Annotated in this window: 22 protein-coding genes; 13 read left to right on the top strand and 9 right to left on the bottom strand. The window is 53.5% G+C overall.

The genetic code is table 11. The features are described 5' to 3' along the window. Positions 1–9: 9 nt before the first annotated feature. From ACFOMG_RS05870 to lepB, 4 genes are all read right to left on the bottom strand, one after another. A complete protein-coding gene (locus ACFOMG_RS05870) occupies positions 10–2121 on the bottom strand; it encodes a M6 family metalloprotease domain-containing protein (RefSeq protein ID WP_376865383.1) in 2112 nt (703 codons plus the stop codon). A gap of 144 nt (positions 2122–2265) precedes the next feature. After that, the gene (locus ACFOMG_RS05865) at positions 2266–3255 is read right to left on the bottom strand and encodes a YheT family hydrolase (protein ID WP_376865382.1); all 990 of its coding nucleotides are present in this window, start codon (positions 3253–3255) and stop codon (positions 2266–2268) included. Between the two features lie 94 nt (positions 3256–3349). Then, positions 3350–3706, bottom strand: coding sequence for a glutaredoxin family protein (locus tag ACFOMG_RS05860; RefSeq protein ID WP_376865381.1), 357 nt, complete (start codon positions 3704–3706; stop codon positions 3350–3352). A gap of 277 nt (positions 3707–3983) precedes the next feature. Next, positions 3984–4814: a signal peptidase I gene (lepB, locus tag ACFOMG_RS05855; protein ID WP_376865380.1), complete on the bottom strand. Its 831-nt coding sequence runs from the start codon at positions 4812–4814 to the stop codon at positions 3984–3986. 122 nt (positions 4815–4936) lie between these two features. Between lepB and ACFOMG_RS05850 the strand changes: the two genes are divergently transcribed. Then, on the top strand, positions 4937–5929 hold the full coding sequence (locus tag ACFOMG_RS05850) for an alpha/beta fold hydrolase (protein WP_376865379.1): 993 nt from the start codon (positions 4937–4939) through the stop codon (positions 5927–5929). On the opposite strand, the gene ACFOMG_RS05845 is transcribed toward ACFOMG_RS05850, so the two are convergent. The 4 genes from ACFOMG_RS05845 to ACFOMG_RS05830 all read right to left on the bottom strand — a co-directional run bounded on the left by ACFOMG_RS05845 (position 5917) and on the right by ACFOMG_RS05830 (position 9412). Further along, positions 5917–7260 (bottom strand): deoxyguanosinetriphosphate triphosphohydrolase, encoded by a 1344-nt coding sequence (locus ACFOMG_RS05845; RefSeq protein ID WP_376865378.1) that lies wholly within the window; start codon positions 7258–7260, stop codon positions 5917–5919. The two genes, ACFOMG_RS05850 and ACFOMG_RS05845, sit on opposite strands and share 13 nt — an antisense overlap. A 39-nt stretch (positions 7261–7299) precedes the next feature. Then, a complete protein-coding gene (locus ACFOMG_RS05840; RefSeq protein ID WP_376865377.1) occupies positions 7300–8337 on the bottom strand; it encodes an aldo/keto reductase in 1038 nt (345 codons plus the stop codon). A 119-nt stretch (positions 8338–8456) separates the two neighbouring features. After that, entirely contained in the window at positions 8457–8930 is a 474-nt protein-coding gene (locus ACFOMG_RS05835) for a PaaI family thioesterase (RefSeq protein WP_376865376.1), read from the bottom strand. Continuing rightward, positions 8927–9412 (bottom strand): PaaI family thioesterase, encoded by a 486-nt coding sequence (locus tag ACFOMG_RS05830; protein ID WP_376865375.1) that lies wholly within the window; start codon positions 9410–9412, stop codon positions 8927–8929. The genes ACFOMG_RS05835 and ACFOMG_RS05830 overlap by 4 nt, the downstream gene beginning before the upstream one ends. 188 nt (positions 9413–9600) lie before the next feature. Between ACFOMG_RS05830 and ACFOMG_RS05825 the strand changes: the two genes are divergently transcribed. The 7 genes from ACFOMG_RS05825 (at position 9601) to yiaY (ending at position 16501) form a co-directional block, all read left to right on the top strand. Continuing rightward, on the top strand, positions 9601–10419 hold the full coding sequence (locus ACFOMG_RS05825) for an acyl-CoA thioesterase (protein ID WP_376865374.1): 819 nt from the start codon (positions 9601–9603) through the stop codon (positions 10417–10419). A gap of 82 nt (positions 10420–10501) precedes the next feature. Further along, positions 10502–10876: a response regulator gene (locus ACFOMG_RS05820; RefSeq protein ID WP_376865373.1), complete on the top strand. Its 375-nt coding sequence runs from the start codon at positions 10502–10504 to the stop codon at positions 10874–10876. Position 10877: 1 nt separating this feature from the next. Then, complete coding sequence (locus ACFOMG_RS05815; RefSeq protein ID WP_376865372.1) at positions 10878–11486, top strand: histidine kinase; 609 nt, start codon at positions 10878–10880, stop codon at positions 11484–11486. Between the two features lie 17 nt (positions 11487–11503). Then, entirely contained in the window at positions 11504–12478 is a 975-nt protein-coding gene (locus ACFOMG_RS05810) for a GGDEF domain-containing protein (RefSeq protein ID WP_376865371.1), read from the top strand. 97 nt (positions 12479–12575) lie between these two features. Continuing rightward, entirely contained in the window at positions 12576–13571 is a 996-nt protein-coding gene (locus ACFOMG_RS05805) for an AraC family transcriptional regulator (protein WP_376865369.1), read from the top strand. 58 nt (positions 13572–13629) lie between these two features. Beyond that, a complete protein-coding gene (locus ACFOMG_RS05800; RefSeq protein ID WP_376865368.1) occupies positions 13630–15234 on the top strand; it encodes an alpha-amylase family glycosyl hydrolase in 1605 nt (534 codons plus the stop codon). A gap of 115 nt (positions 15235–15349) precedes the next feature. Continuing rightward, complete coding sequence (yiaY, locus tag ACFOMG_RS05795; protein ID WP_376865367.1) at positions 15350–16501, top strand: L-threonine dehydrogenase; 1152 nt, start codon at positions 15350–15352, stop codon at positions 16499–16501. Positions 16502–16573: 72 nt separating this feature from the next. On the opposite strand, the gene ACFOMG_RS05790 is transcribed toward yiaY, so the two are convergent. Further along, a complete protein-coding gene (locus tag ACFOMG_RS05790) occupies positions 16574–17455 on the bottom strand; it encodes a prephenate dehydratase (RefSeq protein ID WP_376865366.1) in 882 nt (293 codons plus the stop codon). A gap of 229 nt (positions 17456–17684) precedes the next feature. Between ACFOMG_RS05790 and ACFOMG_RS05785 the strand changes: the two genes are divergently transcribed. The 5 genes from ACFOMG_RS05785 to ACFOMG_RS05765 are packed head-to-tail and all read left to right on the top strand — an operon-like array spanning position 17685 to position 22487. Next, positions 17685–18626: a hypothetical protein gene (locus tag ACFOMG_RS05785; protein ID WP_376865365.1), complete on the top strand. Its 942-nt coding sequence runs from the start codon at positions 17685–17687 to the stop codon at positions 18624–18626. An 18-nt stretch (positions 18627–18644) separates the two neighbouring features. Then, positions 18645–19478: an HAD-IIB family hydrolase gene (locus tag ACFOMG_RS05780; RefSeq protein WP_376865363.1), complete on the top strand. Its 834-nt coding sequence runs from the start codon at positions 18645–18647 to the stop codon at positions 19476–19478. Positions 19479–19500: 22 nt separating this feature from the next. After that, entirely contained in the window at positions 19501–20712 is a 1212-nt protein-coding gene (locus tag ACFOMG_RS05775) for a glycosyl transferase (RefSeq protein ID WP_376865361.1), read from the top strand. A gap of 36 nt (positions 20713–20748) precedes the next feature. Next, complete coding sequence (locus ACFOMG_RS05770; RefSeq protein WP_376865360.1) at positions 20749–21381, top strand: DNA-J related domain-containing protein; 633 nt, start codon at positions 20749–20751, stop codon at positions 21379–21381. 44 nt (positions 21382–21425) lie between these two features. Further along, positions 21426–22487, top strand: coding sequence for a polysaccharide deacetylase family protein (locus ACFOMG_RS05765; RefSeq protein ID WP_376865359.1), 1062 nt, complete (start codon positions 21426–21428; stop codon positions 22485–22487).

The raw sequence follows: 22487 nt of genomic DNA, 5'->3' as shown, positions 1-22487 counted from the left end.
AAGCGGTTATTATAACCAGCGATAGCGCACAGCCAACCACAACAAAGGCAATAACAGCCAGCTCAGTCCACCGGCGCCGGAGGATGACGGTGCCACATCCGCTGCCGGAGCCGCATCCACCCCGGGCACCGCGGCGACATCGCGGTTCATGACCAGCAGCCGGGCAGCCACATCAAAAGCTGCTGGCTGATAGTCCGTTGCATCCTGGCGCCACCAGGTATTGCCGCTGGCCTGCCCCTGCAAATCAACAGCCAGCGGCCCACGACTATCAAGACTCAGAACATCCAGCTGCAGATAAACAAACGAACGTTGCTCCGCCGCCTGGCGCTGCGGCAACATCAGGCGGTTCCAGCCGGGCTGAAGCGAAAACTGCCCGGCTGGTTGCAACGGCTGACCGCCACGCCGGGGGTCATCGCTGTACAAAGTCAGTGACAGCTGTGCCTGACCCGGAGAGAACCAGTCAAGACCGTCAAGCCAGACCACCTTGTCATACAAAGGCATCCGTATCAGCACGCTGCTGGAATCACCAGGATTACCGCGCACTGCATTCGGTCCGACTTCGGCCAGGCCAATATTGTCACCATATACCGGGTTACGGATACGCACGTCGATATCAGCCACCACTCCGGCCTGCAGCTGCAACAAGGTGACGGCACTGGTCTGCGCCAGCGGACTGGGAGTGATCTCAGAGAACTGCAGTGCATTCTGGCTCAGGCTGAACACATCGCCGGCATCGCCACGGTTACGATTCACATCCAGATCGTTATTGCCGTTCGCCTCTGCCACATCCACTAACGGGTTAGTAACGTCGTCATTCTGCCCTCCCAAAGGCCCGTACCCAACCCGGTCATTGATACGGGTCAGCAGAATTCCTGCTCCCGGCAGGCCGGCGTCGTAGGAACTCAGACGACGATGCTCCAGTAACAAACGGGCGCCATGACGATAACCATCCAGCGGTATTTCCAGCAGATCCGCGCCATCCGACAATGCCCGCAAGTGCACCGATGTTTGCCCGTCACCGGCATGACCCGGAGCCAGGAAACCCACCTCCTGCTTACTCCAGCCCATCATATGTGCCGGCCGACTACCGGCTGGTCCAGCAGCTGCATTCCAGCCGCCCAGCCCCATTAATCCCCAGCGCCCTACTCCCATACTTTTACCGTAGCGGTCGTACAGATCGGGAAGATCAAACAACAAATGGCCTAATTCATGGCAGATAAGGCCCATGGTAGCCAGGTGATCCTGATGACGTTCGCCAAACATGGCATATTCGCCAATTCGCATACTGCCCGCAACGCCCTGGTACAAACTCGATTTATGCGCCCATAAGCGCGGCACCGGCGTGCCTGCACCGGTATAGGCCTGCTCATAACCGGCGACCAGAAACACAATCGCCAGCTCATTCGGATCCAGCCAGCGATCCTGATTCCGATCGTAATTTTCCAGCGTCAGCGAGGCGGGCAATTGCTGCAAAGCGGCGCGGGCCAGATTCTGGCTTTGCACCCCGTAGCCGGTGCCAAAATCCGGGTGATTGCTATCGAGGCGTACTGACACCACGCCATCATGAGCACGGCCACTGAATTCATTCACCGGCACAATGTCAAAGTTGTGGTAGGAGTTTTCTGCAAAGAAGTGGCTCACACTGTTATCGCTGCCAAAAAAGCGCCGGGCGACTTCCGCATCACTGTATACAAAACCCTGATTGGCAAAGGCAACCCGGACCACCAGCAGCGGCTGGCGCTGGTACTGGCCGGCCGTGAAACGATAAGGCTGCCGCTCGGGCTCCGGGATGCTGTTAGCGGTCAGCGATGCTGGTGATGTAACCAGCGCTGAAGCGGCAGAAGTCGGTGCAGGTAATTGCACTCCCTCCACCAGAGGCACGCCGGTCGATTCGACCCTGCCGCTGGCCTGCCTGCGGGCCAGCATCCAGTACCCCTGTTGTTGCACCAGATAACGGCCGTCCAGTGTACGAACCCAGAGGTTATCCCGATCACCGCCGGTAGTTACCACTAACTGACGGTCATCTGCCAGGGTAATGGTTAACCTCTGCTCAGGCGGCGGCAGGCTGGCCTGAACACAGACCGGCAACAGCAGCAATATCGATAACAGCAGAGTTAACATAACGACCATTCAGATGGGGATCATCTGAATAATAGCGAATGCTCAGCACGGCGCGAGCCTGCATTAACAAAGACCTACACGAAGGCAGTTTTCTGACGCGATACACCCTTCACCACGCCAGAGGACTGCCTACCAGAGCGTATCTCACTGTCGTTGGTTGCTTGCGCGGCGTACCTCACGAATAAACTGCATGGCCCGCTTTTCCATCCAGTAGGTCTGATCACGGCTGCGCTCTATAAAACCGACATGCCCACCACTGGCGGGAATTTCCAGATGCAGATATTCATGCTGCTGCGCCAGCTGCTCAGGAAAACAATCGGCTGATAAAAACGGATCATTGCGGGCATTCACCAGTAACGCCGGAATACGGATATCCTGCAGGTAACGTAACGCACTGGACTGCTGCCAATAATCCAGCGCATCACGGAAGCCGTGTAACGGTGCGGTATAGCGATCATCAAACTGCTGAAAAGTCCGGATCTGGTCATACCCTTCTGCCGACACCAGGTGTGGGAAACGCTGAGCTTTTTCGTTAATTTTAACCCGCAGATCTTTGAGAAAACGCCACATAAAAATACGATTACGCCGCTTTGCCAGCTGCCTGGCACTGCCGTGTAAATCACAGGGCACAGAAAACGCCGTCACCGACGCCAGCTGTGGCGGCAACGGTCGCTGGCGGCCGGCATACACCAGGCTCAGATTGCCGCCCATGGAATACCCCACCAGATGAATTTCCTGATAGCCACAAGCCAGCGCGTGTTCGACCACGCGATGTAAATCTTCCGTCGCACCACTGTGATACATACGCGGTAAGCGGTTTGCTTCGGGACTGCAATTGCGGAAATTCCAGGCCAGTGCGTGGTATCCCTGACGGTTGGCCTGACGCAGTGTGCCTAACACATAAGGCCTGCGGGAATGGCCTTCCAGGCCATGCGAGACAATGACCAGCGTCTGTCGTGGCTGACCTTCAATTTCAGCCCAGTCGAGATCGAGGAAATCACCATCATCGGTTTCCAGTCGCTCTTCTCGCAGCGCCGGCGGCTCCAGCTTACGAAACAGCGTCGGATAAATACTTTGCAGATAACCATTGGCAAAGCCCCTCGGCGGGCGATAGCCGGATTGAATCAGAGGCATACAGATCACCATCAGAAAGATCGGGCTATTGTACCCGAGACAGCTTCCGATAGAGGTGGCGATTGGCCGGATTATAAGGGGATTTATGCCAGCGTCAGAAGCGCTGCTTGAGGTAAGCGAGAATGGTGTCACGGGAATACAACCAGCGCCCCTGCTCGCCGTCTTCTACCCGCAGACAGGGAACACGTGGCACACCACCGCCATGAACCAGTTCATTACGGTAGGCGTTAACACGATCAACGTCTTTTTCCACCACCCGCAAACCGAGTTTTTCACAATACCGTTTGATTTCAATCGACGATGAACAACTGCGGCAAAAGTACAGGTGCATTTTACGCGACGCACGCTCCAGGCGGTTCAGCTCTTCCGGCGAACGATTGACCGGCTTTACCGGTACCATCCGGTCAAGAACATCAGCGGCCAGGCCTTTCACTTGTCGGGTTAAATTCATCAGCTACCACTCGTTTAACGGTTGGCGGCATTTTAGGCACTTATTTACAAATATCCAGTACCATTTGATCAACAATGTCCGGAAAACAATGAGAAAAATTCATCACTGTGGCGTATTCAGAAAAACCACCGCCGCCATACAGGCCAACAGGGTAAATGACATCAGCCAGCGGCTGCGTTGACAGAAGCGGCAGGGCTTTTTTTTCAACGCGGATGGCGAACGTGAAGCAGCAGACATAAGGCCCCCAAAACGAACAATGACTGCTGCTCAGTATAGATCAGTTAATCCATTTATTACGGCCGAAGGACGGAATATCGGTCCAGCTTTCCCAGTGCATCCACACCGCTACGGCTTTGCCGACAATATTTTTCTCCGGTACAAACCCCCAGCCACGGCTGTCGTGACTGTTACCGCGATTATCGCCCATCATAAAGTAGTGGCCCTGTGGCACTTCCCAGCGCCCCTCAGGTCCGGCCCACACCACCTTCTGGTTCGAACGACGATCGATACCGACCACCCACTGTACCGTTGCATCGGCAGAATCCAGCTTCTCCTGAGCCACGTATTTTTGTGGGTTGTATGGCGGCTCCCCTCCCAGCTCCTGAGTGCTGACCTGCTCACCATTAATGGTCAGCTGTTTATTGCGGTATTCAATCACATCGCCCGGTAAACCAATCACCCGCTTGATAAAGTAACGCGGGTCATCGGGTGGGAAAAACACCATCACATCACCACGCCGGGGTTCATCAATGGCCACCAGCGTATTGCCGAACACCGGCATACGTAAACCATAATGAAATTTACTGACCAGGATAAAGTCGCCTTTAACCAGTCCGGGTTCCATCGAGCCGGATGGAATCTGAAACGGCTCCGCAATAAACGAACGCAACACGAAGACAATTGCCAGTACCGGGAAAAAAGACTTGCCCTGCTCAATCAGAAACGGCTCTTTTTCAGCCGCTGCCAGCTCAGCAACCGGCGCCAGGCGTTCCTCAAGGGCGGCCACCCGGGCAGCCCGCTGGCGGGCAAACCAGACTTTATCGGCCAGCGCGATCAGGCCGGTCGCAACCGTCGCCACCATCAGAATCAGGGGAAAATCGATATCCATAAGCAGTCTTATAACAAGCAACAATAAGAAAACGCATTCTAACCGCCTGATCTTCTTTACGCGAGCGACTAAACTCTTTATTACTCTATGCCTTTCAGCAATCGCGGATATGCAACGCCACCATGAAGCATTTTGTTACCTCCGATGGCATCGAGCTGGCCTATGAAACCTTCGGCCAGCGACAACACCCGTGTGTCATCCTCATTATGGGACTGGGTGCCCAGATGCGGGTCTGGCCCGATTCGTTATGCCAGCTACTGAGCAACAAGGGCTATTTTGTGGTGCGCTTCGACAACCGCGACGTCGGTCACTCCAGTCATCTGAAGCAGCATGGCAGCCCAAGCCTGCTGAAAGCCTGGGTGCAGCAGAAGATGCAACGTAAAGCGCAGATTCCTTATACCCTGAAAGATATGAGCCGTGACGTAGTGGCGCTGATGGATACGCTGGAAACAGACAGCGCTCATCTGGTGGGCGCGTCGATGGGTGGGATGATCGCCCAGATACTGGCGGCGAAAAAACGCAAACGGGTGCGCAGCCTGACGTCCATTATGTCGGCAGGCCGGGCCCCCGGCCTGCCGGACCCGAAACTGAAAGTCCTACTGCAACTGGCTAAACGGCCCACCCCGTTCAACCGTGAAGCATCCATTCGTTATACCATGCGCATGAATCGCTTAATTGGCTCCCCGGCTTACCCGATGGATGAGATGGAACTGCGCCAGCTGGCTGAAACCAGTTTTGATCGTGCCGGTTCACCCTGTGGCTTCAAGCGCCAGCTGGTGGCGATTACCGCCGCCGGTGACCGCCGCCACTTATTAAAAAAAATCAAAACCCCGACGCTGGTGATCCACGGTTCTGATGATCCACTGATTCCAGCGCGGCTGGGCCAGGATACCGCCCGCTCGATCCGCAAAGCGAAATTAAAAATCATTCCCGGCATGGGCCATGATCTGCCACCGGCACTGGTGCCCAAACTGGGAAAACTGCTGTTAAAACACCTGAATAAAGCCGAGAAAAAGTGGCAGAAACGGACACAAAAGCGCCTGACTGAACAGCCGCAACAACATGCTGCGGCGAACGACAAGCTGGCACCCGGGAATATCCATCAGCTCAGCTGAGGCGGCTGATAACCGGAAAACTGGCGCGCCAGATCAGCGGCGTAGTTATCCGTCATACCGGAGATATAATCGATGGCACGCATATACGCCTGATACAAACTCCAGTCCGCCTGAGGCGCCGACTTACCCATTAACTCCAGCACCCGCTGATTACGGAAGGTCGCCTGACCTTTTTCTACCCGCTCCCGAACCGCCGTTAAAAAAGCCTCCAGCAAAATACCCAGCGTCGAATATGAACCGATTTCCACCGATAATTTGCGCACATCTTTAAAAATACGTTTACGTGCCAGCTCTTTTGCCGCATTCACCACAGCCGCTACCGGGCCATCGCAATAATCCACCAGATCACCGTTTAATGTGCCGGATAATAACGCCGCTTGCTGTTGCACAAAGGCCTGACTAACGGCCGTCACCATCGCCTCCATCACCTGGCCGCGTAACATCTGCAAACGCCGGCGATCGTTATCGGCCTGATCAAGATCGATGCAGGACTGCTGCCAGTCATCGGCCAGCAATGGCCGTAATAAATCCTCGACCTCCTGATACCGCAATAAGCCCATTTCAATACCGTCTTCCAGATCGATCAGGCCGTAACAGATGTCATCAGCAGCTTCCAGCAGATACACCAGCGGGTGGCGACACCAGGCATTGTCACCGTCTGGCAATAATCCCAGTGTGTCAGCCACTTCCCGCAGGATAGGCAACTCGGTCTGATAACAACCAAATTTCTTGCGTGTTCCCCGGGCGACATAATCCGACGTCCAGGGATATTTCAGAAATGCTCCGAGTGTGCCATAGGTCAGCCGCATCCCCCCCTGAAAGCGGTGGTATTCCACCTGAGTAACAATCCGGAAGCCCTGAGCATTACCCTCAAAAGTTTGCAGATCGTTTTTTTCGGCTTCATTCAGGCCGCATAGAAAATGGGCATTTTCCGGATCCTGAAACCAGTGGCGAATGGCATCTTCCCCGGTATGACCATAAGGCGGGTTGCCGATATCGTGTGCCAGACACGCGGCCTGTACCAGCGCGCCGACATCGGCAGCACGGATATCCTCCGGCAGCTGCGACTGCAGCGCTTCGCCAACCCGGGTGCCCAATGAACGTCCGACGCAACCAACCTCCAGGCTGTGCGTTAAACGGCTGTGCACATGATCATTTTCCGATAACGGATGAACCTGGGTTTTACGATCCAGACGGCGAAATGCCGAAGAAAAAATAATCCGGTCGTAATCCTTATGGAAAGGCGAACGGCCGAGATCAAGCGCCAGTTTGCCCTGAGGCTCACCAAAACGCAGCGGCGATAACAACTGCTGCCAATTCATGGTTGCCATACTTACTCCGTTACCATTAGCTGATCCTTGTTACCCGTATTAAAACGGCGCCGGATAATCACGCCGGATGGCTTCAATACCGGCCATCACCTCATCTGACAAAGTAACATCAATGGCATCGATATTAGTTTTTAACTGCTGCATATTGGTGGCACCAATCAGGTTCGACGCCACAAAAGGTTTGCTGTTTACGAATGCCAGCGCCATTTGACAAACATCCAGCTGGTGCTGTCTGGCCAGCTCGATATAACGTTCAACTGCCGCATCCAGCTGCGCACCGGCACGATGTTCGGCCCGGGTTTCAATGGTTAAACGTGCCCCTTCCGGGCGGGCACCATGCAGATATTTGCCACTGATGATGCCACGGGTCAGCGGTGACCAGGCCAATAAACCACAGTCTTCGGCCAGCGATATTTCACTCAGATCCGGTTCAAAGTGGCGACACAATAACGAATATTCATTCTGAATACTGGCCATCCGCGGCAGCTGATGCTGCTCTGCCAGCTGCAGCCATTTTTGTGTGCCCCAGGCCGTTTCATTCGACAATCCGACATGGCGGATTTTGCCCTGCCGAATTAAGTCATCAAAGGTATGCAGGATCTGCAGAAAATCATCCTGCTCTCGGGCTGCATCAAAATCCGGTGCAAAACCCCAGGTTTTGCCAAAATGATACGAGCCACGATTCGGCCAGTGCATCTGATACAGGTCGATATAGTCGGTTTGTAACCGCGTCAGGCTGCCTTCAACCGCTTTGATAATATTGTCGCGGTTAATCACATCGCCACCCCGGACCCAGGCCAGACCAGGACCGGTGATTTTACTGGCCAGGATTACTTTATCGCGCTGACCACGCTGCTGAAACCAGTTACCGATAATCGTTTCTGTGGTGCCATAGGTGTCGGGGGACGGCGGAATGGCGTACATCTCGGCGGTGTCGAAAAAGTTAATGCCACGCTCCAGCGCATAATCCATCTGCTCGAAACCTTCGGCCTGGGTATTTTGTTTCCCCCAGGTCATGGTTCCTAAACCAATCAGACTGACTTCCAGGCCGGTACGACCTAATTTACGGTATAACATGACATCACTCCTTAGCGTGGAGCGACGATTTTAACAAGGCGATCAGTAGAGCAACAGCAATAAACACCCTCTCCGTACCGGGCGGTACGGAGAATGGCAAACGAACAATTCGGCGGGCGTTATTTCGTTAATAAAAAATGTGCCCGGGCCGTGGCAATCGGACTGGCCCGTTCATTTTGCCAGGCGTTAATAGCCACGTTGGCCACCCGGCTGCCCTGACGCCAGACCTGGCATTCAGCGTAGGTATCCTGATGGCGCCCGGCGCGTAAATAATCGAGTGAAAAGTCGATCATTTTCGGCAGAGTTCCACAATCCATATTCATCATCAGATGCAACGACGCGGCCAACTCCATAAAACCGCCAATCACACCGCCGTGAATGGCCGGCAAAATCGGATTACCAATATTGTCGTCGTTTTTGGGCAACTGAAATAACACGTCTTTGCCTAACTGCTGAAATTTCAGGCCAATTAAATTGGCGTAGGGGATCTGATCCACCAGCGGCTGAAACTCGCCGCTTTGCTGCGCCTCACGCAACACATCTTCAAAGCGGCTGTCAGCGGGGGTCATAATCCCGGACGAATCGTTATTCATACTTCATCCCCATGTTCGATGCGGGCACGGAATTCCGGCGGCGTCATATTGGCACCAATACGCATAAAAGTAGCGGCACATTTAGCAATTAAATCGCCGGGCTGACCATCCTGTTCCTGATACACACTGCATTCGGTAAAAACGACGCTGGACGCAATACGGGTGACTTCCGCGACCGCTAACAGGTCCAGTCCGGATGTTGCGGCTTTCATATAGTCCATCCGCAAATCCAGCGTCGGACATAACTCAAAACCGGGTAATACTGAAAATACCGCAGTACCACAGGCGGTATCCATTAACGTGGTCAGGCTGCCACCGTGTACCGTTCCCTGAATCGGGTTGCCCACAATCTGAGCGCTGTAGGGTAAACGCATGGTGACACTGTCTTCGCTGGCGTCTTCGACGACCAGCCCGAGCACCTGGCAATGGCGCAGCGTTGCCAGGAAACGTTCCGCCCGGGTCTTAATTAATCCTGTTGTCATAAGGCTTACCTCTTGAACAAGGAGCGCGGTTATACCGGATTCAGCAGAATCCGCAATGATGAATTTGCCGCATTCGACTGACCTATTCGTCAGCCAGCCGCAGCCAGCGGCGGCGCAATTGAATGATTCAGTGTTTACAGCGTAAACTTATGATTTTCGTCAATCCCTAGTTACCCGGGAGATCACCGATGAGCGCACAACTGAACAATCTGGACTTTTATTTGCAGCAGGTCAGGCAACAACCACAGTTTCGGTTAGATGCCAGCTGGGGCCAGGGCCGGACCACTTTTGGTGGCATGTCGGCGGCGCTGATTCTGACCCGCCTGCAACAACAAACTCCTCAGGCTGGCCAGCTGCGCTCACTGAACATCGCTTTTTGTGGCCCGCTGCTTACTGAACAGGACTGTCATATCCACAGCCAGGAAATCCGCTCCGGCAAGTCCACCAGCCATTGGCAGGGCCAGCTGTTACAGGATAGTAAGGTTACCACACTGGTAAATGCCTGCTTTGGTCAGGGTCGGGATTCTGACATCCGGGTCAACCCGGAGCCGATGGAGGTATTACAGCCACAGGACGGCAAACAGTTGCCTTATATTGCAGGACTGACACCCGAGTTCGTGCAACATATCGATTTTATTTATCATCAGGGGCAGTTTCCGTTCACTAACAGCCCACTGAATCACATTCGCGGCCTGATGCGTTTTGCCGATCACCCACAACAACTGGGTAACGAACATCTCGTTGCACTGATTGATGCCTGGCCCCCCACGGTGCTGCAAAAACTGAAAGCACCGGCCCCGTGTGCCAGCGTGACCTGGAGCCTTGAACTGGTGAATCCGATCGCTCAGTTAGCGCGTCCCATCGGCGGCGATGAATACCTGTATTACGAAGCTGAAATCCGCCAGGCACACGACGGTTATGCCCATACTGAAGCGCGTATCGCCACCCTGGACGGTACCCTGCTGGCATTAAGCCGTCAGCTGATCGCGGTTTACGATAAACGCTGAGGTTTTATCGCCCTGAGGATTTGCTCATTAGTCGTTCGGCAACTACAACTTAATTAGATTCTTTAATGTGTTCTGAACGACTATGACAACCAAGGTATTGATTTGCGATGATTCCAGCTTCGCACGCAAACAAATGAAGCGGGCATTGCCACCGGAGTGGGATGTTGAAGTCAGCTTTGCCGGCGATGGTATCGAAGGCCTGGAACAGATCCGCAATGGCAACGGCGAGGTGGTGTTTCTTGATCTGACCATGCCGAATCTGGACGGTTACGGTGTACTGGAAACCATTCGTAAAGAAGATCTGCCAGCCATGGTACTGGTCGTTTCCGGCGACATTCAGCCCGACGCCCAGCAGCGGGTTAAAAAACTCGGGGCGATGGCCTTTATCAAAAAACCCATTGATGCCGACAAAGCCCGCACCATCCTCACTGAATACGGCATTCTGACCGAGGCCTGATATGACTTCTGTTTCCCTGAACGAAGACCAGCGCGACTGCTATCAGGAACTGACCAACGTCGCTATGGGTCAGGCAGCAGACCGGCTGGCGCGTCTGCTGGACGCTTACGTCATCCTGCCGGTGCCCAAAGTCAACCTGATCGAAAACAGCGAGCTGCATATGGCCATCCAGGATGCCGAAAGTGACGCTGCGGTCTCAGCCGTATGCCAGGGCTTTATCGGCGCCGGCATTGCCGGTGAAGCGTTATTGCTGTTTAACGACACCAGCTTCCATGATCTCGCCACCCTGATGAATTATCAGGGCGATCTCGACCGTCAGGGAGAGCTGGAGCTGCTGATGGACGTCAGCTCATTGTTAATCGGTGCCTGCATTCACGGCATCGGCGAACAACTGGAAATTCACTTTAACCAGGGCCATCCGGTGGTACTCGGGCAACATTGCCAGGTCAGTGATATTTTAAAAAGTGGTAATCATCAATGGAGTAAAACCCTGGCCATCGAGATCCATTACACCCTGGAACACGTCAACATCGACTGCGATTTATTGTTGTTATTTACCGAAGACTCGGTAACCAAACTGAACACCGTGATCGACTTTTTGCTGGACTGACAACCACTGGATTCACTATGAGTAATGCCAACATCGATCTGGGCGACATTCACTGGCTGATGGATATTCTGCAGAATATCGACGTTGGCCTGGTCGTGCTGGACCACAATTACAATGTCCAGTTATGGAACGGTTTTATGGAGAGCCACAGCGGTATCAGCCCGCAAAAAGCCAAAGACCAGAATTTATTTGAATTATGCCCGGAAATTCCCGGCGACTGGTTTAAACAAAAATCCGAAGCGGTATTTCAGCTGAAAACCCGCACCTTCACCATCTGGGAACAACGACCGTATTTATTTAAATTTAAAAATTATCGCCCCATCACCGGACGCGCCGCCAACATGTATCAGAACACCAGCATTATTCCGCTGGAGTCAGTCGATAAACAGGTCGACCATATCTGCATTATTGTGTACGACGTTACGGATGTGGCGATGAACCGCCAGGACGCGGAAAATGCCGGGCGTTCGTTGTCGGAACTGAGTCAGACCGATCACCTCACCGAACTGAATAACCGGATGATCTGGGAACAGGACGTGAAACGTGAGTTCACCCGCTGCCGCCGCTCCGGCACGCCGTCGTCCATCGCCATTCTGGACGTCGATAACCTGCGTAACATCAATGCCGGTTTCGGCCATAATGTCGGCGATCAGGTTCTGAAAGTGGTGGCTGAATCATTACGCCAGACCACCCGCCAGACCGATTTCCTGTGTCGTTTTGGTGGGGATTTATTTGCGGTATTACTGATCGACAGTGATGAAAGCAGTGCCACCGAATTTGCCGAACGCATGCGTCATAACATCGCCCAGCTCGAAGTGGCCACCAACAACCAGCCAGTACAGGTAACCAGCAGCATTGGCCTGGCTCAGATCAACAATCGCTTTGACAGCCATCTGAGATGGATGCTGGCTGCCAATAAAGCGCTGTTACATGCCAAACAACAAGGCGGCAATCAAACCACCCTGTATCACCCTAAAATGTCAGAGTTCTGAGCCTGAGACATCAGTCTGGCTTGAACAGCATAACCTTTTCGCTCACACTGCTGCCTTCTGAATCAGCTCAAAGGTCAACATGGCAAGCAGTCGTTCTATGATTCCGCACGAATTTATCGATGCTCCGTTACGGGGCGTCGAATCACTGGGATTTAACCGCCGCGATATCTGGCTCCGTGCCGGTCTTGACCCGCAAGCCCTGCAACAACCCCAGCTGAACATCAGCAACGACGACTACGCCCGCCTGTTGTTTACCATCTGGCACGCCTGCGATGATGAATTTATGGGACTGGCGCCGGTGCGCTCCCACTTCGGCACCTTCAGTATGATGTGTAAAGCCATCATCAGTTGTTCCTCACTGGAACACGCGCTGCACCGCGCCCGGGACTTTTATGCCTTATTCGACGGCGCACCAAACATCCGGCTGGAAAAAGATAAACGGCTGAGCAAAATCATCATCGAACACCGGCCGGAATACGATCCGCACTTTTTCCTTGGCGAGTCGTTATTAGCCATCTGGCACCGCCTGAGCAGCTGGCTGGTTGGCCAGGGCATTCCACTGTTGTCAGTCAGCTGTGCCTATCCGCCACCCCGCCATGCGGCCTTGTATCAGGTGTTATTTGCCACGCCGGTTAAATTTTCACAACAACAAACGTATCTGCTGATTCCTACCCGGATGTTGTCTTTACCGGTCAGTCAGACACCCGCCTCGTTACGGGCCTTTCTGGAGACCTCACCGGCGGATTTTCTCGCCCGTCCGAATCCCCACGAAAGCATGACCGGCCGTTTGCGTCAGTTATTCCGGCAATATCCGATGGATGCCTTACCGTCACTGAACGAAGCCTCCGAATACCTGAAAGTATCCGGCGCCACCCTGCGCCGCCGGCTGAGCGAAGAACAAACCTCTTATCAGAAATTAAAAGACGAATGCCGGATGGAAGAAGCCAGCCTGATGCTGACCCAACCGGACGCCAATATTCGCGATATCGCCGAACACCTGGGCTTTACTGAAGCCAGCACCTTTCACCGCGCCTTTAAAAAATGGCAGGGCCTGACGCCGGGTGAATACCGGGCACAAAAGCTGGAACGCTGACACCCGGCTGTAATAACGCGCAGCTAAACTCTGCGCTTTTAACAGCGGGTGGCACAACATGACGTGGTGGAAACAAGGCGTTGTTTATCAGATCTATCCACGCAGTTTTCAGGATAACCCGCACCAGCCCGACGGTATCGGCGACCTGCCAGGGCTGATTTCGCGACTCGACTACCTCAACGACGGCAGCGAGCAGTCACTCGGCATTGATGCCATCTGGCTATCCCCCTTTTACCCGTCACCGATGGCTGACTTCGGCTATGACATTCAGGATTATTGCGCCATTGATCCGCTGTTCGGCAGCATGGCCGACTTTGATGAATTATTGCACCAGGCCCACCGGCGTCATATCCGCATCATTATTGATTTAGTGGTTAATCACAGTTCCGACCAACACCCCTGGTTTATCGAAAGCTGTAATCCCGACTCAGAAAAAGCCGACTGGTATCTGTGGCACCCCGGCCCCGCCGATAAAGCCCCAAATAACTGGCTGGGCTGTTTTGGTGGCAAAGGCTGGAGTTACCACCACGGCCGGCAAGCCTGGTATTACCACTCATTTTTACCCCAGCAGCCGGATTTAAACTGGCGTAATCCGGCAGTTAAAAAAGCCATTAAACAGGTCATGGAGTTCTGGCTGGATAAAGGTGTGGACGGTTTCCGGCTGGATGTCGTAAACCTGTATTTTAAAGATCAGCATTGGCGTAATAACCCGACCCGATGGTTTAAAATCGGCCGCCCCTACGATCGCCAGCAGCATATTTTTGATCGCGACCAGACAGAAATGCACGCATTATTAAAAGACATGCGCCAGTGGCTTGATGCTTACCCGGAGCGCATGATGGTTGGCGAAGTTATGCTCGCAGATAACGCTAACAGCCAGCTGCCAGCCAGTTATTACGGCGACAATGACGAGTTACACCAGGCATTTAACTTTGAATTTTTACGTTGTCCGTTTAATGCAAAAGCCTTTGCTGACGTGATCCGTAAATGGTCGGATTTATTGGGCGACCAGAACTGGCCCAACTACACCCTCAGCAATCACGACTTTGTCCGCCACGCCAGCCGCTATCAGGCAGACGGTGCCGGCGGCGAACAAACCCGGGCCAGACTGAAATTACTGGCGTTACTGCTGCTGACCCTGCGTGGTACGCCCTACTTATATTACGGCGAAGAACTCGGTATGCCGCAACAAACGGTAGCGCGCAAACACATCCAGGATCCGCTTGGCTTACGTTACTGGCCATTACACAATGGCCGCGATGGCTGTCGTAAACCCATGTTCTGGCAACCGCAGCACACGGGATTCAGCACCGCCAGCCACTGGTTACCCCATCAGCCGGTTAACGGTATCAGCGTCAGCGAACAACAGTCCGAGCCGGACAGTTTATTAAACTGGTACCGGCAATTAATCTGGTTAAGGAAACAAACCGCGGCGCTACACAGTGGCGATTTAATGTTGCTGGACAGTGAACCGGATATCCTGCTTTACCAACGCCAGCTGAATCATGACGTATTGCTGATCGTACTGAATTTTTCTGCAACCACACAACCTCTGCCCAACATCTGTCAGACAGCAACGGCGCTAAAAAACACCCATCATCAGAACATCCCAAACCAATTACAGCCTTATCAGGGAATATTGATGAAACAGGCACAGCAATAAACGTCAATAAAAGTAAGTGGTGGCGTTATCGTTATAAACCTTGCGATACATCAAGTGCAGGACAGCGGACTCGCGGCTAACGTATTCACAACTTAATCAATACGAGAAATACGCCATGAGTGTCAGCACTTTTTTTATCCCGGCCGTTAACCTGATGGGCAGCGGCTGTTTACAGGACGCTGCCAAAGCCGTTCAGTCTTACGGTTTTAAAAAAGCCCTGATCGTTACCGATGCGCCGCTGGTGCAGCTGGGCGTGGTGGCAAAAGTGACCGCTTTACTGCAGCAGCATGGTGTCGCTGCAGTGGTTTATGACGAAGTCAAACCCAACCCCAACACCACCAACGTTGAGCACGGCTTATCGGCTCTGCAGGAAAACCAGTGTGATTGTGTGATTTCCCTCGGCGGTGGCTCACCACACGATTGCGCCAAAGGCATCGCTCTGGTAGCGACCAACGGCGGTTCCATTAAAGATTATGAGGGGGTGGATCAGTCGGCCAAACCTCAGTTGCCACTGATTGCCATCAATACCACCGCCGGTACCGCCAGCGAAATGACCCGTTTCTGCATCATTACCGACGACAGCCGCCATGTGAAAATGGCCATCGTGGATAAACACACCACACCGGTATTATCGGTCAATGATCCGGATCTGATGCTGGGTATGCCCGCCTCACTGACAGCGGCTACCGGTATGGATGCATTAACCCACGCCATCGAAGCTTATGTCTCCACCGCTGCCACTCCCATTACTGATGCCAATGCATTACACGCGATCAGCCTGATCAGCCGTTATTTACGCACCGCCGTCAGCGACGGCAATAACGCCGAAGCCCGCGACAAAATGGCCTATGCCCAGTTTATGGCCGGCATGGCGTTTAACAACGCTTCGCTGGGATACGTCCATGCGATGGCCCACCAGCTGGGTGGCTTTTATGATTTACCACACGGGGTTTGCAACGCCATTCTGTTGCCTCACGTGCAGCAGTTTAATGCCCAGGTCGCCAGTGAACGGCTGACTGAGGTAGCCGCAGCCATGGGCTGTGAGGTCCAGGGAAAAACCGCCGCACAAGGGGCACAATTATGTATCGATGCGATTAAAGCGCTGGCCGCCGATGTCAATATTCCTACCGGTGTTGCAGAGTTGGGGATGCAGGAACAGGACATTCCAACACTGGCAGAAAACGCCATGAAAGACGCCTGTGGTCTCACTAACCCGATTCAGCCGAGCTTTGAGCAGGTATGTGAATTATTCAGACAGGCGATGTAATTCGCCACATCCGGCGGACAACAGCAACAGGCGTAGCTGTTGTCCGGCGGCGTTAACCAACACCGCCAGGTGTTACACAAACGCGCTGCGGTTGCGGTATTCGTGCGCCGGATAAGTACCCAGAATGCGCAAATCACGGGAAAAATGTTCCAGCTCCTCCAGCGCGTGCAGCATCGCCGGTTGTTGCGGGTGCGCCAATACATCCAGATGAAAATGGCTGGCCTCCATCGTGCCCCCGTCCATATAACTTTCCAGCTTAATCATGTTAATGCCATTAGTGGCAAACCCGCCCAGCGCTTTATACAACGCCGCCGGAATATTACGCACGGCAAACAACATACTGGTGATGAAATTCACCTCAGGCTGGTATTGCTGATGCTGCGGTTCACGGCTGAAAACCAGAAAACGTGTGGTATTGCCCATCACATCCTGAAAATTATCGTGCAGAATCTCCAGACCATACAGTTCCGCTGCCAGCTCTGAAGCAATGGCTGCCCGTTTCTGATCCCGGGTGTGGCTGAGTTTTTCCGCTTCCATAGCGGTATCCAGCATCGCCACCGGTTTCATCCCCAGATTAATAATCCGCTGATGACACTGCGCCAGTGCCTGCGGGTGGGAAGCCACTTCTTCAATATCGGTGAGTTTCACCCCGGGCAGTGCCAATAAACAATGATTAACCGGCTCAAAATGCTCACCAATCACATGCAGCTGCGTACGCGGAATCAAGCGGTAAATTTCTTCGACCCGGCCGGCAGTAGAGTTTTCCAGCGGAATCATGGCACGATCGGCAAACCCATTGGTCACCAGATCCAGTGCCGCAAGAAAGTCTTCACAGGCCACCGCTTCCCAGTCAGGAAACACTTTGCGGCAGGATAAATGGGAATACGCCCCGGCCGTGCCCTGATAAGCCACACGTTGTAGCGATGGGACGGCGGGTTGTTCAGACTGACTCATAACGTTTCCTTAATGTACGCACCATAACGGGTCATCACGACTCACTGTCAGCAACAGCAAGCAGGGAGCGCACCAGTTTAAAGCATTTACACCAGGAAAACCGATTCCCGGCCCTGCACCTTTGCGCAGTAATCCGTTATCCGGACGCAGTTGGCACAGTCGCTGCTTTAGCCAAAGGACAGCTGAAATCCCTGTCCCGCTCTGGTTAACGCTGAAGGAATCAAACTATATGGCACTCTGGCCTGCAAGGTTACAACACAATGATCCACGATTAACGGCCGCCAGTCGTGCCTGCTGGCAGTCGTTGCCAGCCGCCTGGCGTGCCCAGGCCAACGACATCTGGCTGCCCCTGGCCAGCGAGATTGCACAGCGCGCCCAAAGCCACCGCCACAGCCATCACCAGGCCGCCATTATTGGTATTCATGGCGGCCAGGGCTCAGGGAAATCGACACTCAGTAACGCGCTGGCCAGGTTATATCAGGCCGCACTCGGCTGGCAGGTTGCGGTAATTTCCATCGACGACCTGTACCTCAGCAAAGCTGAACGCCAGCGCCTCGCCAGAGACATTCACCCGTTATTGGCTACCCGTGGCGTTCCCGGCACCCATGACGTCCACGCCGGGATCACCCTGTTCGAACAGCTACGTCAGTTACAGCCCGGCCAACCACTGAGCTACCCGGCGTTTGACAAAATCCGTGATGACCGCTGTCCGGCAGCACAGTGGCACAGCGTCCGCGGCCCGCTGGATCTGATTCTGTTTGAGGGCTGGTGCGTGGGTTGCCGCCCACAACCGCAGTCGCAACTGCTGACCCCGATTAACGCTCTGGAGCGCACTGAGGACCCCGACGGCCGCTGGCGCCACTGGGTGAACCGCCAGCTGGCAGGGGATTACCAGAACTGGTTCAGCCAGATCAACTGGCTGCTGACGCTACAGGTGCCCGGCATGCAGGCCGTGCAGCAGTGGCGCAGCCAGCAGGAACAGGATAACCGGCGCGCCAGCCATACGCCTGACGCGGGTCTCAATGAGCAACAGCTGCAGCGTTTTATTCAGCACTATCAGCGTCTGACCGAACACGCCCTGCAAACCATGCCGGATAACGCAAACCTGGTATTACAGCTGAACTCAGACCATCAGGTAGCGGATATTCACTACACTGAAACCGTCAGCTGACGAATGAGGACACCACTTATGTCACCTACCCGGATCAGCCGCTGGATTGTGTTAACCGACCTCGATGGCACTCTGCTCGATCATCATAATTACCAGGCAGAGGCTGCCAAAGAATCCCTGTCATTACTGGCTCAACACAATATCCCCTGTATTTTTAACACCAGCAAAACCTTCGCTGAAGTGGTACAGCTGCGTCAGCAACTGGGCAATTCATCACCCTTTGTTTGTGAAAATGGCAGTGCACTGTTTATCGCCAAAAATAATGCCGAAACAGCCGGCTTCAGCACGGATCAGGCGGACTACAACAGTGAAATTATTGCCACGCCCTACGCAGACCTGTTGCGGTTCTTGTTTCAGGCGCGTCAGCAGGGTTTCAGCTTCCGCAGTTTTAACGACATGCCCGCCAGTGAAGTGGCCGCCATGACCGGACTCGATGAACAACAGGCGTGGCTGGCAAAACAGCGCTGTGCCTCAGAACCACTGCTGTGGCAGGGCGATGATCACAGCCTGCAACAATTCCGGCAGCTGATCCGTCAACATAAACTGCAACTGATTCAGGGCGGACGTTTTTACCACCTGATGGGGGATGCCGATAAAGCCAGCGCCATTGGCTTTTTCCGCAATTATTACGCACATCAGTATCAGCTGGCGCCCAGTCAGATTGGTGTGATCGCACTGGGCGACGGGGAAAATGACCGCAATATGTTAGAGCAGAGCGATCAGCCGGTGGTGATTCCCGCAGCCTGCGGACAACCGCTGACACTGACCCATTCACAGACCATCACAGCAACCTCCCCCGGCCCCGCCGGCTGGAATCAGGCGTTGCTGGCATGGTTAGAAAAACATTATTAAACACGGCACTAAGGAGCGTTCTGTGGCTGACTTTTATCAAAACGGTATTATTACCAACCTGCACAACCTGACCGACCGGCCGCTGGAAGAACTGGAAAAAGAACTGATAAGTTTTTCCCGTATCCGGCCAATGTCGCTGGTGTTACCGTCGCTGTATTCTGAATTAGAAGGTCCGGCACTGGATCCTATTATTGAAGAAATCACTCAGGTACCTTACCTGAATGAAATTGTCATTGGTCTGGATCGTGCCGACCAGCAACAATACCAGCATGCGCGTGAATTCTTTGGCCGCCTGCCCCAACACCACCGTATTTTGTGGAATGATGGCCCCAGGCTGAAAAAAATCGATGCCTTATTGCAACAGGAAGGACTGGCCCCTAAAGAAATGGGTAAGGGTCGCAACGTCTGGTATTGCTATGGCTATGTGCTGGCCTCCGGCCGCGCAGAATCGGTCGCATTACACGACTGTGATATCGTCACTTATGATCGCAGTATGCTGGCACGGCTGATTTATCCGGTCGCCAACCCGGGGTTTAATTATGAATTTGCCAAAGGTTATTACGCCCGTATTGCCGAACATAAAATGAATGGCCGGGTCAGCCGGTTGTTAGTCACACCGTTATTACGGGCACTGAAAAAAGTGTACGGCTCCCTCGATTTTCTCGAGTACCTCGACAGCTTTCGTTATCCGCTGTCGGGCGAATTTTCCATGCGCGCCGACGTATTAAACGATATCCGTATCCCCAGTGACTGGGGACTGGAAATCGGCGTATTATCAGAAATGAAACGCAATTATTCCACCAACCGTATCTGCCAGGTCGACATCGCCGACATCTACGACCACAAACACCAGCCACTTTCCGCCGACGATGCCGCAGCCGGCTTATCGAAAATGAGCATTGATATCTGCAAAGCGATTTTCCGTAAACTGGCGACCCAGGGCGAAGTTTTCAGCAATGAAACCTTCCGCTCGTTAAAAGCCACCTATTTCCGTATCGCACTGGATTTTATCGAAACCTACGACAACGATGCACGTATGAACGGCCTGCAGCTGGATCGCCACGCCGAAGAAAAAGCGGTGGAGCTGTTCGCTAAAAACATTATGAAAGCCGGCGAACATTTTCTCGCCAATCCGATGGAAACCCCCTTTATTCCCAGCTGGAACCGGGTGATTTCGGCCATGCCGGATATTCTCGATCGCCTGTATGAAGCGGTAGAAGAAGATAACAGCTGATTGCCCAGCTAACATGGCCTCTGCTAGAGTGCGGTTATGCACTCTAGCAACCCTCCAACAGACGATATCGCCGTTATCTGCGAACTGCTGGCCAGCCACCTGCAAACGGATCAGCCCACCAGCCTGTATCAGTTGATTAAATGGCTGCAACAACCGCAACAGGCTATTTTTAATGCCGATGCCTTACAGGATTCGTTGCTGTTATTCCGCTGTAATTTTCTGCTGATGCACTGCCTCTACCGACTGAAAATACAATGGCTGAGCGATGGCAGCGGCGAGCTGGATATCAGTGCCCTGGCCATCGTGCGACGGCCATTCTCAGCAACAACTCACTGCAACACCGGCAGTGAACCAGACGGCCAGCTGTGCGCGGCTGATCCGCTGCAGGCCTATTATCTCGATCTGGACAACCTGGCAACCAGCCGCGAACAGGTAGAACAGTTACTGAACCAGTTCTGGAAAAAAATGACCCGGCCGGATTATGCCATGCATCAGAATCAGGACCTGGCCACACTTGAGCTGCAACCACCGGTCAGTGCGCAACAAATCCGTCAGCAATATCGCCGTCTGGCCATGCAGCATCACCCGGATCGTGGTGGCGACAGCGTTAAATTCCGCCAGATCAGTGCGGCATTTCAGCGCTTAAAACACACAAACCTATATCAGTGATGCTAATATCAATACCTGACCATTCACTCATTCTGAAAGCGGCTATGAAAATCGTAAAAACCGTTCTGACAACGCTGGCACTGGCCGGCTTTTTTTCTGTCCCGGCCCAGGCGCTGGTGATTCTGCAGTATCATCACGTCGACAGTACAACCCCGGCCGTCACCAGCATCGACCCGGCCATGTTTGAGCAACACATGCAGTTGCTGGAGCAGCAAGGGAAAGAGATTATCGATCTGAAAAGTGCCATCCAGACACTCGACCAGGGTGACGAACTGCCATTAAACGCCGTTGCGATCACCTTTGATGACGCCTGGTTATCGATTTACGACAACGCATTTCCGGCATTAAAAAAACGCGCCTGGCCATTTACCGTGTTTGTTAACACCCAGGCGGTTGATCAGCAACACAGTAAAGTCATGAGCTGGGAACAACTGGCCGAGTTACAACAACACGGCGGCCTGATTGCTAATCATGGTGTCAGTCACCCTTACCTGCTGGAAAAACCCGCGGAGTTAAGCTGGGACGAATGGCTGACACGCGAAATTCTGACAGCCGAAAAGCGTATTGAAAATAAACTGGGCGTCAGTCATAAAATGCTGGCTTATCCCTACGGCGAATTTAATCTGGCCATCACCGACTGGGTCAGGGAACAGGGCTTTATTGCGTTTGGCCAGCAGTCTGGTCCGGTGGGTAAAGATTCCAATCATCAGGCACTGCCGCGATTTCCCGCCTCCGGCGTATACGCTAATCCGCAAACCCTGAAAACCAAACTGAATACCCTGGCCTTTCCCCACCAGCAGGATCTGTTAGTGGAACCGCTATTAAACGAAAACAATCCGCCAGCATTAACTCTGACGGTAACCTCTGATGATTTGTATCGCTCGCAGGTGCAGTGTTACGCCAGTGGTGAAGGGGCAATTCCTACCGAAGTAGTGGCCAGTCGTAACGATCAGCAGATTCAGGTATTAACCATTAACACCCGGGCGAACAAAGCCATCACCGCCGGGCGCGGGCGTTATAACTGCACCGCGCCAAGCAAACAACACAAAGGCTGGTTTTACTGGTACTCCCAGGTGTGGATTAACACCAGCGTCAGCAATCGCTGA

The sequence above is a fragment of the Bacterioplanoides pacificum genome (assembly GCF_042648445.1).
Lineage (GTDB): Bacteria > Pseudomonadota > Gammaproteobacteria > Pseudomonadales > Oceanobacteraceae > Bacterioplanoides > Bacterioplanoides pacificum.
This window is presented reverse-complemented; position numbering and strand designations above follow the sequence as displayed.